Below are 13,317 nucleotides of genomic sequence, written 5' to 3'. Positions count from 1 at the left end.
ACTCTAGCGGGAGGGTGAATGGGTGCTTCAGGAGGCCTTCTCCGCAGCGCGGATGCGGGCCTCGGCGTGCCGGACGGCCTCTTGCGCCGCGTCCTCGTTCTCGCCTGCAGCGTGTGCGCGCTCCAGGTCGTGACGCGCCTTCTCGAGGTCGATCTCGTGCGACATCTCCGCATACTCCGAGAGGATCGAGACCCGGTTGTTGGCCACCGACAGGAATCCCTGTGCGACGGCCGCGACCCAGGTCTCGCCCTCGGGCGTCTGGATGTCGACGACACCCTCGATGAGCAGCGAGAGCATCGGAGCGTGGCCCGGGAGCACACCGACGTCACCCTCGGTGGTGCGGGCGACGACCATCTTGGCCTCGCCCGACCACACCAGGCGGTCGGCTGCCACCAGTTCGACTCGCAGTGCGTCTGCCATCACAGGTTCTTCTGGATCTCGGCCCACTTGGCTTCGACGTCGTCGAGGCCGCCGCACATGAAGAATGCCTGCTCGGCAACGTGGTCGTACTCACCGTCGGCGATCTTGGTGAACGCCTCGACGGTGTCGCCGATCGACACGGTCGAGCCCTCGATGCCGGTGAACTGCTTGGCAACGTAGGTGTTCTGCGAGAGGAACCGCTGGATGCGGCGCGCCCGCGAGACGATGACCTTGTCCTCTTCGGAGAGCTCGTCGACACCGAGGATCGCGATGATGTCCTGGAGCTCCTTGTTGCGCTGCAGGATCGACTTGATGCGCACCGCGGTGTTGTAGTGGTCCGCGCCGATGTACTGCGGGTCGAGGATTCGCGACGTCGAGGTCAACGGGTCCACGGCCGGGTAGATACCGAGCGAGGCGATCTCTCGCGAGAGCTCGGTGGTCGCGTCCAGGTGGGCGAAGGTGGTCGCCGGTGCCGGGTCGGTGTAGTCGTCGGCGGGCACGTAGATCGCCTGCATCGAGGTGATCGAGTGACCACGCGTCGAGGTGATCCGCTCCTGGAGCAGACCCATCTCGTCGGCGAGGTTCGGCTGGTAACCAACGGCGGACGGCATCCGACCGAGCAGCGTGGAGACCTCGGAACCGGCCTGGGTGAACCGGAAGATGTTGTCGATGAAGAGCAACACGTCCTGGTTCTTCACGTCGCGGAAGTATTCCGCCATCGTCAGCGCGGAGAGCGCAACACGAAGACGCGTGCCCGGCGGCTCGTCCATCTGGCCGAAGACGAGGGCGGTCTGGCCGATGACGCCGGCCTCTTCCATCTCGACGATGAGGTCGTTTCCCTCACGGGTGCGCTCGCCGACACCGGCGAACACCGACACACCACCGTGGTTCTTGGCCACACGGGCGATCATTTCCTGGATCAGCACGGTCTTGCCGACGCCGGCACCACCGAACAGACCGATCTTTCCACCGGTCACGTACGGGGTGAGCAGGTCGATGACCTTGATCCCGGTCTCGAACATCTGGGTCTTCGACTCCAGCTGGTCGAAGGCCGGCGCCTTGCGGTGGATGCCCCAACGCTCGCTGACCTCGAGGGTCTCGCCGTCCTCCAGGTTCAGGCAGTCACCGGTGGTGTTGAACACCTTGCCGAGGGTCGCGTCACCGACGGGGACGGTGATCGACTCACCGGTGTCGACGACCTGGCCGCCACGGACAAGTCCGTCGGTCGGCTTCATGGAGATGGCGCGGACCATTCCGTCACCGATGTGCTGGGCGACCTCGAGGATGATCGTCTTGGACTCACCCTCCAGCTCGAAGGTGCACTCGAGGGCGTTGTAGATGCCCGGCATGTTGTCGGTCGGGAACTCGATGTCCACGACCGGGCCGATGACCCGGGCGATGCGACCGATGCCACCAGCGGTGGTCTCGGTGGCCTCATTGACAGTGGCAGTCATGTCTTCTCTCACTTCTCCGCTTCAGTCTTGGCCGGCGTTGGCATCGGCAAGCGCGTTGACGCCACCGACGATCTCGCTGATTTCCTGGGTGATGCCGGCCTGACGGGCCTGGTTGGCAATACGGGTGTACTTCTTGATGAGCTCGTCCGCGTTGTCGGTCGCGGACTTCATCGCCTTCTGTCGGGCGGCCAGCTCGGAAGCGGCAGCCTGCAGGTGGGCGAAGAAGATCCGGCTCTGGACATAGCGCGGGAGCAGGGAGTCGAGCACGTCGGCAGGCGATGGCTCGAACTCATAGAGCGGCAGCAGATCAGCGTCGTCCGGGGCCTCTTCACCTTCGACGACCTCCAGCGGAAGCAGTCGAACGGTGGTCGGTTCCTGGACGAGCATGGAGCGGAAGCGGGTGTAGACCACGTGCACTTCGTCGACACCCGGGGCCACGCCTTCGTCCGCCGTCGTCTCGTCATCGCTGAGGAACGCCTGGATCAGCGTCTCACCGATGTCGTGCGCCACGTCGTACGTCGGCTGGTCCGAGAATCCGGTCCAGCTCTGCACGATCGGGCGCCCACGGAAGCGGAAGTAGGCCTCCCCCTTGCGCCCGGAGACATAGAGATCAGCCTCCTTGCCCTCGGCCCGGAGCTTCTCCAGGAGGCGCTCGGCCTCCTTGAGCACGCTCGAGGAGTAGGCACCGGCCAAGCCTCGGTCGCTGGTCACGATCAGGACCGCAGCCCGCGTCGGGTTCTCCGGCTCCGTGGTCAGGGCGTGGTCGACGTTGGAGAAGCTCGCCACGGCCGAGACCGCTCGGGTCAGCTCACGGGCGTACGGCGCTGCCGCCTGTGCCCGCTGCTGTGCCTTGATGATCCGGGACGCAGCGATGAGCTCCATGGCACGCGTGATCTTCTTCATCGACTCGGTCGACTTGATCCGCGCGCGATATTCGCGCACCGAGAGGGCCATGGTCAGCCCCGCTTCTGCTTGACGATCTGCTCCTGCTCGACGTCCTCGTCCTCCAGAGCGACGTGCTCTTCCTTGCCAGCCTTGATCGACTGGCCGTCAGAGGTCTCGAACTGGTCGAGGAAGGAGTCGTAGGCCGCTGCCAGCTGGTCCTCGGTCGAGTCCTCGAACTTCAGCGTCTCGCGGATGCCGGCAAGGATGCCGTCGTGCGAGCGACGCAGGTAGTCGAGGAACTCGTTCTCGAAGCGCAGCACGTCGTCAGCCGGAACCTTGTCCAGTCGACCCGAGGTGCCGGTCCACAGGGCAACGGTCATCTCGTCGATCGGGTACGGCGAGTACTGCGGCTGCTTGAGCAGGGCCATCAGGCGCTGACCGCGGTCGAGCTGCTGGCGCGAGGCCGCGTCGAGGTCCGAGGCGAACATGGCGAACGCCTCCATGGCACGGAACTGCGCCAGGTCGACCTTGAGCGATCCGGTGACAGCCTTCATCGCCTTGGTCATCGCCGAACCACCCACGCGCGAGACCGACACACCGACGTCGATGGCCGGGCGCTGGTTGGCCGCGAACAGGTCGGACTGCAGGAAGATCTGACCGTCGGTGATCGAGATGACGTTGGTCGGGATGAATGCCGACACGTCGTTGGCCTTGGTCTCGATGATCGGAAGACCGGTCATCGAGCCCTTGCCCATCTCGTCCGACAGCTTCGCGCAACGCTCGAGCAGCCGGCTGTGCAGGTAGAACACGTCACCCGGGTAGGCCTCGCGGCCCGGCGGACGACGCAGCAGCAGCGACACGGCGCGGTAGGCCTCGGCCTGCTTGGTCAGGTCATCGAAGACGATGAGGACGTGCTTGCCGCCGTACATCCAGTGCTGGCCGATGGCCGAACCGGTGTAGGGGGCGAGGTACTTGAAGCCGGCGGAGTCGGAGGCCGGGGACGCCACGATGGTGGTGTACTCGAGCGCTCCGGCTTCCTCGAGGGCGCCACGCACGGAGGCGATGGTCGAACCCTTCTGGCCGATGGCGACATAGATGCAGCGAACCTGCTTGTCCGGGTCACCGGACTCCCAGTTCTGCTTCTGGTTGATGATCGTGTCGATCGCGATCGTGGTCTTGCCGGTCGCGCGGTCACCGATGATCAGCTGGCGCTGGCCACGGCCGACCGGGGTCAGGGCGTCAATCGCCTTGATGCCGGTGGAGAGGGGCTCGTGGACCGACTTGCGCTCCATGACGCCGGGCGCCTGGAGCTCAAGGGCACGACGGCCCTCGGTCGAGATCTCCCCCAGACCGTCAATCGCGTTGCCGAGCGGGTCCACGACGCGGCCGAGGTAACCATCGCCGACGGGGACGGAGAGGACCTCGCCGGTGCGACGCACCGTCTGGCCCTCCTCGATCCCGGCGAAGTCACCCAGCACGACGACACCGATTTCGCGGGTGTCGAGGTTCAGGGCCAGGCCACGGGTGCCGTCCTCGAACTCGAGCAGCTCGTTGGCCATGACGGACGGCAGGCCGCTGACGCGGGCGATGCCGTCGCCGGCCTCGGCGACAGTGCCGACCTCCTCACGACTGGCGGTCTCGGGCTTGTAGTCCGACACGAAGCGCTGCAGCGCGTCCCGGATCTCGTCCGGACGGATCGAAAGCTCCGTCATCACACTTCCTTATCTAGAGTCTGCTCGGTTCAGTTCTGGTGCCTGGCTGAGTGGTCAGCCGGCAAGCTTGCGACCGGCTTCGCTGAGCCGGTTGGAAACGGTGCCGTCGATGACGTCGTCGCCGATCTCCACACGGAGACCGCCGATCACGCCGGGGTCGACGACCACGTTCAGGTGCACTGCCCGGCCGTACTGCCTCGACAGTACGTCGGTCAGTCGCTGGCGGTCAGCCTCGGACAGCGCAGTGGCGACTCGCACCTCTGCCACGCTCTGTCCGTGGACCTCGGCGGCGGCCTGCTGATATTCAGCGAGCGCCACCCCCACGGTGCGGTAGGTGCCCGCCAGGGCCTGCTCGACGAGAGCGACCGATGCCGGCAGCGCCTTGTTGTCGAACAGGGTGTGCACCAGCGCGCGCTTGTCCTCCTGCGACCGGGCAGGGTCGGAGAAGGCGTCGCGGAGCTCGGGAGTGTTCTTGACCAGCTGACCGATCTCGAACAGCTCGTCCGAGAGGCGACCGGTGTCGCTGCCCGCGGACTTCACCGTGGCCAGGACTCCCAGCCGCTCGAGAGCGTCGGCGAGGTCTCGTCCGACCGTCCAACGCTTGGCGACCGCGGAGGCCACCAGCGTCACCACGGAGTCGACGGCCTTGTCGCCGAAGATGTCCCGGACCAGTCCGGCCTTCGCCTCGGGCGCCACCGACACGTCGGTGAGCACTCGGCGCAGGCCAGCTTCGGTCCGGAGCACGCCGGAGACCGAGAACAGGTCGCCACCGACCCGAGCGGCGGTCTCGGGAGCGCCCGAGACCGTCCCGTCCAGGTCGGTGGTCAACGATGCGAACGCCTCGGCCGAAGCACCACGGAAGGACATCAGCGCGCCCCGTTCGCGGCGCCGTCTGCCTCGAGCTCGGCGAGGAAGCGGTCGACGACACGGCTCTGGCGAGCCTCGTCATCAAGGCTCTCGCCCACGATGCGCCCGGCCAGGCCGGTCGCGAGCGAACCGACCTCGGCCCGGAGCGAGGTGACCGCCTGCTGGCGCTCGGCCTCGATCTGGGCCTTGCCGTGCTCGATGATGCGGGTGGACTCGGCGTTGGCCTGGTCCCGCATCTCCGCCACGATGGCGGCGCCCTGTTCGCGTGCTTCCTCACGGATGCGCGCGGCCTCGTGGCGAGCCTCCGAGAGCTGACGGTCAAGCTCAGCGAGCTTGGCGTCGGCCTCGGCCTGCTTGGTCTCAGCGGCCGCGAGGCCGCCTTCGATCGCCGAGGTGCGCTCGGCAAAGGTCGCCTCGAAGTTCGGCACGACCCACTTCTTCACAGCGAAGAAGAGGATCCCGAAAACGACGAGCGACAGCACCAGCTCGACCGGGTGGGGAATGAGCGGGTTCAGCTCGTGCCCCTCCTCGGCTGCGAGGATGGTCAGTGTCTGCATGGGCAGGTCCTTCTTCCGGGTCCTACGTCAGTCTGGATGCGAACGCGTCAGTTGAGGACGAACGCGAGGGCAATACCGATGATCGCGAGCGCCTCAGCGAGCGCGAAGCCCAGGATGGCGATGGTCTGCAGGCGGCCCTGGGCCTCCGGCTGGCGAGCAACACCATTGATGTAGGCAGCGAAGATCAGACCGATACCGATACCGGGGCCGATGGCAGCGAGGCCGTAGCCGATCATGTTGAGCGAGCCGTTCAGAGTGCCGTCCACGGCAATCTTCCTTTCGGTTATTTTCTTGCTGGAAACGGGGGTGGAGAAGAGTCAGGTGGTGCGGTGGGTCAGTGCTCGTCAGCCAGGGAGCCCTGGATGTACATGGCGTTCAGCAGAACGAACACGTAGGCCTGCAGGAATTGGATCAGGAGCTCCAGGAAGGAGATCAGGATGAAGAGCAGCCAGGCCACCACACCGACGACCGAGTAGGCACCGGCCATCTCAAAGATGAGGTACTGGCCACCGAGGGCGAACAGGATCAGCAGCATGTGGCCGGCGAACATGTTCGCGAACAGACGCAGGGCCAGCGTGACCGGGCGAACCAGGATGTTCGACATGAACTCGAGCGGAACCAGCAGCGGGTACATCACCGGGCTGACGCCGGACGGCACACACATCAGCTTCATGTAGCCACCGAAACCGTGCTTCTTGATGCCGACCGCGTTGTAGATGATCCAGCTCATCAGCGCGAGGCTGTAGACCAGGCCCGAGCGCGAGAACGTCGGGAACTGGAAGAACGGGATGCTGCCGAGGAAGTTGTTGATCAGGATGAAGAAGAAGAGCGCGAACAGGTACGGCGTGTACTTCAGGAAGTCCTGGCTGCCGATGATGTCGCGGCCCATCGAGTTGCGCACGAAGCCGTAGCCCTGCTCCCCGACGTACTGGAGCCGGCTGGGGACCATGGCGCGCTTGCGCGAGGCCGCCCAGAAGAAGATGAAGACGATGCCGGCGACGAGCACGAGCTGGATCATCGGCTTTGTGACGCCGAGGTAGTGCGTCTCCCCCAGCCATTCGAACGTCTTGTCCGGGCCGATGGGCGGGAGGTTGAAGTCCCCCGGGCTCGGCGGCTTGAAGCCCTCGGCCCTGGTCACGGACGTCGCGACTGAACTCACGGTGTCTCCTGTGTCGGCAGCTGAACTACTTCTGGTCTGTGGACGTTGGTCTGAATCTGGCCCAGGTCATGTAGATCCCGAACACTGCGCCGAGCAGGATCCCGATCGCCACGAGGTACGACGTGCCCAGCCAGCGATCCAGTCCCCAGCCGAGCGCTCCATAGACGAACACACCGGAGGTGATGTAGCCGAATGCGTGCCACGGGTCGCCCTGTGGTTCGCCGGATCCCTTGTCGGTGTGCGCGGTCGGAGGTTTCTGCTGAGCCATCGCGAACCGGACAATAGCAGTCTTGGAATCTCATCGCTCACCCGCGTCCTTCAGGTCGTAGACCGGCAGGCGCAGACGGGTCGCGAGGACCACCTGGACGGTGAGCCAGACGAGTGTTCCTGCGATCACCACTCCCCCGAGCCACCTCGCGTCAACGGCGCTGTCCAGCGCCCCTGACGCCTTCAGTGCCACGAAGATGAGTCCCATCCCGATCACCTGCAGGAGGTAGGTCATCAGGGCCACGAGCAGCGACATCGTGGGCATGGTGCGAGAGATCAGGTCGACGGCCAGGGCGCCGGTGCCGAAGACACCGATGATGATCGCGGTGCCGATCAGGGCCCCGAGCAGGGCGGACGAGCCGGAGACCAGCACCCCGACCAGCGCAGTGCCGAGGCCGAGAACCAGGGCCGTGAGACCGGCACCGAGGAGCGCAGATCCGCCATGGGCGGCGCTGCTTCGCTTCAACTCGGTCGTCATGACGGCGGCCGTTCTCTCGGGGTCAAGAATCGCACCCTTGGGCGCTTGTGAAAAGTAGCACAAAGTCCGGAACGCATGCGAATCGTCAACTCTGCAAGGGGTTCTCCACGCCCTTGACCCGCGGGACCACGAACGTGAGGACGACGGTGACCACCAGCCAGAGCGCGACCAGGAACCACGTCAGACCACTCGCATAGAGGCTGACCAGCACCGTGCCGAAGCCGATCAGGCTGGCCCAGAGCCAGATGATCAGGACCGCCCTGCCGTGGGAGTGGCCGATCTCCAGCATCCGGTGGTGCAGGTGCTGCTTGTCCGGTTGGTAGAACGCCTGACCTCGCCGGGTCCTGCGGATCACCGCGAGGATCAGGTCGGCGAACGGGACGATCAGGATGGACAGCGGCACGATGATCGGCAGCAGCGTGGGCAGCAGGCTGGCGTCCGAGCCGCCGCCACCCTGGGTGACCTCGGTAGCGGAGAACTGACCGGACAGGGTCAGCGCCGAGGCGGAGAGCAACAGGCCCAGCAACATCGAACCGCTGTCGCCCATGAAGAGCCTGGCGGGATAGAAGTTGTGCGGGATGAACCCGGCGCAGGCACCGCCCAGCGCCGCGCACAGCAGCGCTCCGGTGACGGCCAACGACTGGTCGTTGAGGTGCGCGATCTGGTAGCAGAACAGGAAGAAGGCGATCGCGCCCACGCCGACGACACCGGCGGCGAGCCCGTCGAGGCCGTCGATGAAGTTCACTGCGTTCACCGTCGCCAGCACGGTGAACACGGTGAGCAACGCCGCCTGGGACGGGTCGAGGGCGAACTGGACGTCGCCGGGGGCCGGGAAGAAGCGGTACTGCACGCCGAAGGCGATCAGGAACCCCGTCGCCAGCACCTGGCCGCCGAGCTTGGTCAGCGCATCGAGCTCGAACAGGTCGTCGAGCACCCCGACCATGCAGATCAGGCCTCCCGCCACCAGCACGACGCCGGCGTCGCGAAAGACGTTGGGGGTGCTCAGCGAGAGGAACGGGAGCTGCCGGGCCACGAAGTAGGCGGCGGTGAGGCCGCCGAGCATGGCCAACCCGCCGAAGTAGGGGATCGGGATCGCGTGGACGTCACGGTCACGCACCTGTGCCACGGCGTTCGTGCGCAGGGCGAACTCACGGGCGATGACGGTGAGCAGGTAGGTCACCGATCCGGCGACCAGGAAGACGAGGAGATATTCCCGCATCAGCCCTCATCGGTGAGGGTCGCACCCAGTGGTTCCAGCACCTCGTTCAACTGGTCGAGGCTCAGCGCACCGGCCCGGAGGATCCGGCCGTGCGGGCCGGTGGCGTCGACGATGGTCGACGCCAGCTCGCCCGGGGACTCCCCCGCGTCCACGATGACCGACACGGCGTCCCCGAGCATCTCCTCGGCCTGGTCGGCGCTGATCGCGGCCGGCTCCCCGGAGATGTTGGCCGAGCTGACGGCCAGCGGGCCGGTGCGTTCGAGGATCTCGAGGGCAACCGGGTGGTCGGGCATCCGGATCGCGACGGTGCCGCGGGTGTCGCCCAGGTCCCACTGCAGCGAGCCCTGCTCGCGACAGACGATGGTGAGCGGGCCCGGCCAGAACGCCTCGACCAGTGCCCGGGCATAGCCGGGTACGCCGGTGGCGAGGGCGTCCAGGGTGGTCGCCGCGCTGACCAGGACGGGCGGCGGCATGTCGCGGCCACGACCCTTGGCCTCGAGCAGACCGGCGACCGCCACCGCGTCGAAGGCATCGGCAGCGATGCCATAGACGGTGTCCGTGGGCAGGACCACCAGCTCGCCGCGACGAATGGCGACTGTTGCCGCGTCGATGGCGGCCTGGCGCTCGGAATCGTCCGTGGTCGGGAAACGCATGGCCATCATCGTGCCAGTCGGGCGGTCAGGTAGCGCGCGCGACCTGCCAGATCGAGATGGTCGCGTACGTCGACCCAACGGTCGGCGCCGGTGAACACCGCCGGGGCCGAGACTCCCTGGACGTCCGCGTGCTCGGCGCCCACGACTCCCCCGGGGCCGAGGAGCAGCGCTGCGCGGGTCTCGAGGACACGCATCGCATCCAGCCCGTCGTCTCCGGAGAAGAGCGCCAGGTGCGGGTCGTGGTCGCGCGCCTCGACGGCGACGCTCTCCCACGCCTCGAGCGGGATGTAGGGCGGGTTGCACGCAATCACGTCCACCGTGCCGGCCAGGTCGTCGAAGGCGTCGGCCATGTCACCGTGACGCAGCTCCACACCGGTCCCGGCCAGGTTGCGCGCGGCCCAGCCGTGCGCGACCTCGTCCAGCTCGACCGCGTGCACCCGGGCGTCGGGGACCTCGTGCGCGATGGATCGGGCGATCGCACCCGATCCGGTGCACAGGTCGACCACGACCGGAGCCCGGCCGGTCGCGCTGACCATACGGGCCTGCTCGACGGCCCACCCCGCCAGCAGCTCGGTCTCCGGGCGAGGAGTGAAGACGCCGGGGCCGACCGCCAGGTCGACGTAGCGGAAGCCGGTGGTCCCGGTGAGGTGCTGGAGCGGTTCGCGGGACGCCCGACGGGTGATCAGCTCGGCATAGCGCTGGCGTTGCTCGGAGTCGGGACCGTCGGCCAGCAGCAGTTGACCCCTCGAGGTGTCGAGGACGAACGCGAGGAGCTCGGCGGCGTCGTGGTCGGGGCTGGCCACACCGGCCGCGTCGAGCGTCGTACCGGCCTCGCGGAGCAGGTCACGCACCTCGCTGGTCATGACTCGAGCGCCTCGAGCCGTGCGGCCAGGTCGGCCTGGACACAGCTGTCGATCACCGGACCGAGGTCTCCGTCCAAGACCGCGTCCAGGTTGTAGGACTTGTAGCCGGTTCGGTGGTCGGAGATCCGGTTCTCGGGATAGTTGTAGGTGCGGATCCGCTCGGACCGGTCGACCGTCCGGACCTGCGAGCGGCGCGCCTCGCTGGCCTCGGCGTTGGCCTCGTCCTCCGCTGCGGCCAGGATCCGGGCACGCAGGATGCGCATCGCGGACTCCTTGTTCTGCAGCTGCGACTTCTCGTTCTGGCAGCTGACCACGATGCCACTGGGCAGGTGGGTGATCCGCACGGCGGAGTCGGTCGTGTTGACGCTCTGCCCACCGGGTCCACTCGAACGGAAGACATCGATGCGCAGGTCGTTCTCGTCGATGGTGACGTCGACCTGCTCGGCCTCGGGAAAGACCATCACCCCGGCGGCCGAGGTGTGCACCCTGCCCTGCGACTCGGTGACGGGAACCCGCTGCACGCGGTGGACGCCGCCCTCGAACTTGAGCAGCGCGAACGGTGCTTCACCGGGCTCGGGCACTCCTCTGGCCTTCACGGCCATCGTCACGCTCTTGTAGCCACCCAGGTCGGACGGCGTGGAGTCGAGGATCTCGGTGGTCCAGCCTCGCTGCTCGGCGTGGCGGACATACATCCGGAGCAGGTCTCCGGCGAAGAGTGCCGACTCCTCGCCTCCCTCTCCCGACTTCACCTCGAGGATGGCGTCCTTGGAGTCGCTGGCTTCGCGCGGCACCAGGAGGTGGCGGAGCCGCTCCTCGACCGTGCCCCGGCGATCGGCGAGGGAGAGCGCCTCCTCGGCGAACGCGGCGTCCTCGGAGGCCAGCTCGCGCGCTGCCTCGATGTCGTCGCCGAGCTGGAGCCAGTCCTGCCAGGTGCGCACGATGGCCGAGAGCTCGGCGTACCGCTGGTTGAGCTGCTTGGCCAGTCTCTGGTCAGCGTGGGTCTCCGGCTGCGCGAGCCGCTGTTCAACATCTGCGTGCTCGGCCGCGAGCCCCTCGACTGCCTCGAACATCGTGCTTCCCCTTCTCGGTGCCGGGCTGGCCCGGACGCGGTGTACCGACAAATGGCCAACGCCGGCCACCCGCGTGATGCGGGGACCGGCGCTGGCGGGAAGCTACTTCTTGTCGGCAGCCTTCTTGGCGTAGCGGGCCTCGAAGCGGGCCACGCGGCCACCGGTGTCGAGGATCTTCTGCTTGCCGGTGTAGAACGGGTGGCACGCGGAGCAGACGTCGGCGCGAATGACGCCGTCGGTCTTGGTGCTGCGCGTGGTGAACGTGTTGCCGCAGGTGCAGGTCACCTGGGTGTCGACGTACTCGGGGTGAATGTCCTTCTGCATGGTGTCCTCGCTTAGATGTGCCGGGTCGCCCCACCGGATGTGGCGCGTGAACCGGAACCAGCGCACAAGTGTGCCACCGTGATCAACACCCGCGCCAATCGAGGCATTCCCGCACCCGCGACGCATCCCGACCCTTGCAGGTGGAGGCTCGCTCAGCCGAAGGTGCGCACCTGCTCGTCGCGCCGGACCAGGACCATGAGCAGCAGTGCGATGCCGATCGCCGAGCCCATCACGGCTCCCATCGGGACCGTGGTGGTGGAGTCGAAGGCGCCCACGACGGGAGCCATCGCACCGCCGATGCCGAACTGGAGGAAGCCGAGGATCGCTGCGGCGGATCCGGCGGCCTCACCGTGGCGGCTCAGGGCCAGGGCCGGCGTGTTCGGCGCGACCAGTCCCCCACAGCCCAGAGCCACGGTGAGCGGGATCATCGCACCGGCAATGCCGCCGACACCTGTGGCTCCCAGGACCACCAGGGCCAGGGCGGAGAGGCCCGCCCCGATCATCGCCACGGTCATCACGTCCATGATCCGGAACCGGCGCAGGAGCAGGGGGTTGATCTGGGTGGCCAGGATCAGCGCGAACGCGTTGACCCCGAAGATGATGGCGAACTCCTGCTCACCGACACCGAAACCTTCCTGGAAGACGAACGACGCTCCGGAGATGTAGGTGAACATCGAGGCCATCATCAGTCCACCGATCAGGGCGATGGCCAGGAAGGCACGATCGCGGAGCAAGGACCGATAGGTGCTGATGCTGGCGCCGATCCGGGCGGGCCGACGCCGCTCGGGCGGAAGCGTCTCGCGCAAGGCGAACACTGCGAGCATGACGAGCGCCACGGCCGCAGCCGCGAGCACACCGAAGATGCCCCGCCAGTCCGACCAACGCAGCACCTGGCTGCCCAGCGTCGGGGCCAGCATCGGGGCAGCGCCCATGACCAGCATCAGTCGGGACATGATCCGCGCGACAGCGATTCCCTCGAACTGGTCGCGGACCATCGCCATCGCCGTGACACTCACCGCGGCACCGGCGAACCCCTGGAGCAGACGGACACCGGCCAGCATCTCGATCGATGGCGCGAACAGGCACAGCACGGACGCCAGGGCGTGCACTGCGAGACCGGTGAGAAGCGGACGCTTGCGACCGAACGCGTCCGAGAGTGGACCGATGATCAGTTGTCCGGTGGCAAGCCCGAGCAACATCCCGGTCAGGGTCAGCTGGACACTCGCCTCATTGCTGGAGAACTCCTCCGCGATCCCCGGGAACGCCGGGAGATACATGTCGATGCTCAGCGGGCCGAGTGCGATCAGTGCACCGAGCACCAGCACGATCTGCGCGGTGCCCGCGCGTCGGGTCGTGGACCGGGGTCCGGTGGCTGCGCGCGAGGTCATG

Annotated in this window: 16 protein-coding genes; all 16 read right to left on the bottom strand. The window is 67.1% G+C overall.

Annotated features, from left to right (window positions below; genetic code table 11):
* Positions 1-27 precede the first annotated feature (27 nt).
* The 16 genes from BJ980_RS17680 to BJ980_RS17605 all read right to left on the bottom strand — a co-directional run bounded on the left by BJ980_RS17680 (position 28) and on the right by BJ980_RS17605 (position 13,316).
* Positions 28-420, bottom strand: a complete 393-nt coding sequence (locus BJ980_RS17680; protein WP_179503505.1) for a F0F1 ATP synthase subunit epsilon — start codon at positions 418-420, stop codon at positions 28-30.
* Complete coding sequence (gene atpD, locus BJ980_RS17675; protein WP_179503504.1) at positions 420-1,874, bottom strand: F0F1 ATP synthase subunit beta; 1,455 nt, start codon at positions 1,872-1,874, stop codon at positions 420-422. The genes BJ980_RS17680 and atpD overlap by 1 nt, the downstream gene beginning before the upstream one ends.
* A gap of 21 nt (positions 1,875-1,895) precedes the next feature.
* Positions 1,896-2,828 carry a F0F1 ATP synthase subunit gamma gene (locus tag BJ980_RS17670; protein WP_179503503.1) on the bottom strand — a complete coding sequence of 311 codons (933 nt, stop codon included), beginning with the start codon at positions 2,826-2,828 and terminating at the stop codon, positions 1,896-1,898.
* A gap of 2 nt (positions 2,829-2,830) precedes the next feature.
* The gene (gene atpA, locus BJ980_RS17665; protein WP_179503502.1) at positions 2,831-4,471 is read right to left on the bottom strand and encodes a F0F1 ATP synthase subunit alpha; all 1,641 of its coding nucleotides are present in this window, start codon (positions 4,469-4,471) and stop codon (positions 2,831-2,833) included.
* Between the two features lie 54 nt (positions 4,472-4,525).
* Positions 4,526-5,338 carry a F0F1 ATP synthase subunit delta gene (locus BJ980_RS17660; protein WP_179503501.1) on the bottom strand — a complete coding sequence of 271 codons (813 nt, stop codon included), beginning with the start codon at positions 5,336-5,338 and terminating at the stop codon, positions 4,526-4,528.
* Positions 5,338-5,895: a F0F1 ATP synthase subunit B gene (locus BJ980_RS17655; RefSeq protein WP_179503500.1), complete on the bottom strand. Its 558-nt coding sequence runs from the start codon at positions 5,893-5,895 to the stop codon at positions 5,338-5,340. The genes BJ980_RS17660 and BJ980_RS17655 overlap by 1 nt, the downstream gene beginning before the upstream one ends.
* A gap of 47 nt (positions 5,896-5,942) precedes the next feature.
* Positions 5,943-6,131 (bottom strand): ATP synthase F0 subunit C, encoded by a 189-nt coding sequence (atpE, locus tag BJ980_RS17650; protein ID WP_179503986.1) that lies wholly within the window; start codon positions 6,129-6,131, stop codon positions 5,943-5,945.
* A 98-nt stretch (positions 6,132-6,229) separates the two neighbouring features.
* Positions 6,230-7,054 (bottom strand): F0F1 ATP synthase subunit A, encoded by an 825-nt coding sequence (atpB, locus tag BJ980_RS17645; protein ID WP_179503499.1) that lies wholly within the window; start codon positions 7,052-7,054, stop codon positions 6,230-6,232.
* A gap of 25 nt (positions 7,055-7,079) precedes the next feature.
* Positions 7,080-7,322, bottom strand: coding sequence for an AtpZ/AtpI family protein (locus tag BJ980_RS17640; RefSeq protein ID WP_179503498.1), 243 nt, complete (start codon positions 7,320-7,322; stop codon positions 7,080-7,082).
* Positions 7,323-7,352: 30 nt separating this feature from the next.
* A complete protein-coding gene (locus tag BJ980_RS17635; protein ID WP_179503497.1) occupies positions 7,353-7,799 on the bottom strand; it encodes a hypothetical protein in 447 nt (148 codons plus the stop codon).
* Positions 7,800-7,884: 85 nt separating this feature from the next.
* A complete protein-coding gene (locus BJ980_RS17630; RefSeq protein WP_179503496.1) occupies positions 7,885-9,018 on the bottom strand; it encodes an MraY family glycosyltransferase in 1,134 nt (377 codons plus the stop codon).
* Positions 9,018-9,671, bottom strand: a complete 654-nt coding sequence (locus BJ980_RS17625) for an L-threonylcarbamoyladenylate synthase (protein WP_343047866.1) — start codon at positions 9,669-9,671, stop codon at positions 9,018-9,020. The genes BJ980_RS17630 and BJ980_RS17625 overlap by 1 nt, the downstream gene beginning before the upstream one ends.
* Before the next feature lie 5 nt (positions 9,672-9,676).
* Entirely contained in the window at positions 9,677-10,534 is an 858-nt protein-coding gene (gene prmC, locus BJ980_RS17620) for a peptide chain release factor N(5)-glutamine methyltransferase (protein ID WP_179503495.1), read from the bottom strand.
* The gene (prfA, locus tag BJ980_RS17615) at positions 10,531-11,604 is read right to left on the bottom strand and encodes a peptide chain release factor 1 (protein WP_179503494.1); all 1,074 of its coding nucleotides are present in this window, start codon (positions 11,602-11,604) and stop codon (positions 10,531-10,533) included. The genes prmC and prfA overlap by 4 nt, the downstream gene beginning before the upstream one ends.
* A gap of 102 nt (positions 11,605-11,706) precedes the next feature.
* On the bottom strand, positions 11,707-11,928 hold the full coding sequence (gene rpmE, locus BJ980_RS17610; RefSeq protein WP_179503493.1) for a 50S ribosomal protein L31: 222 nt from the start codon (positions 11,926-11,928) through the stop codon (positions 11,707-11,709).
* Between the two features lie 152 nt (positions 11,929-12,080).
* A complete protein-coding gene (locus BJ980_RS17605) occupies positions 12,081-13,316 on the bottom strand; it encodes a multidrug effflux MFS transporter (protein WP_179503492.1) in 1,236 nt (411 codons plus the stop codon).
* Between the last annotated feature and the right edge of the window lies 1 nt (position 13,317).

It is taken from the genome of Nocardioides daedukensis, assembly GCF_013408415.1.
Classification (GTDB): domain Bacteria; phylum Actinomycetota; class Actinomycetes; order Propionibacteriales; family Nocardioidaceae; genus Nocardioides; species Nocardioides daedukensis.
The sequence above is the reverse complement of the archived record's forward strand: the minus strand, read 5'-3'. Positions and strand labels throughout refer to the sequence as shown.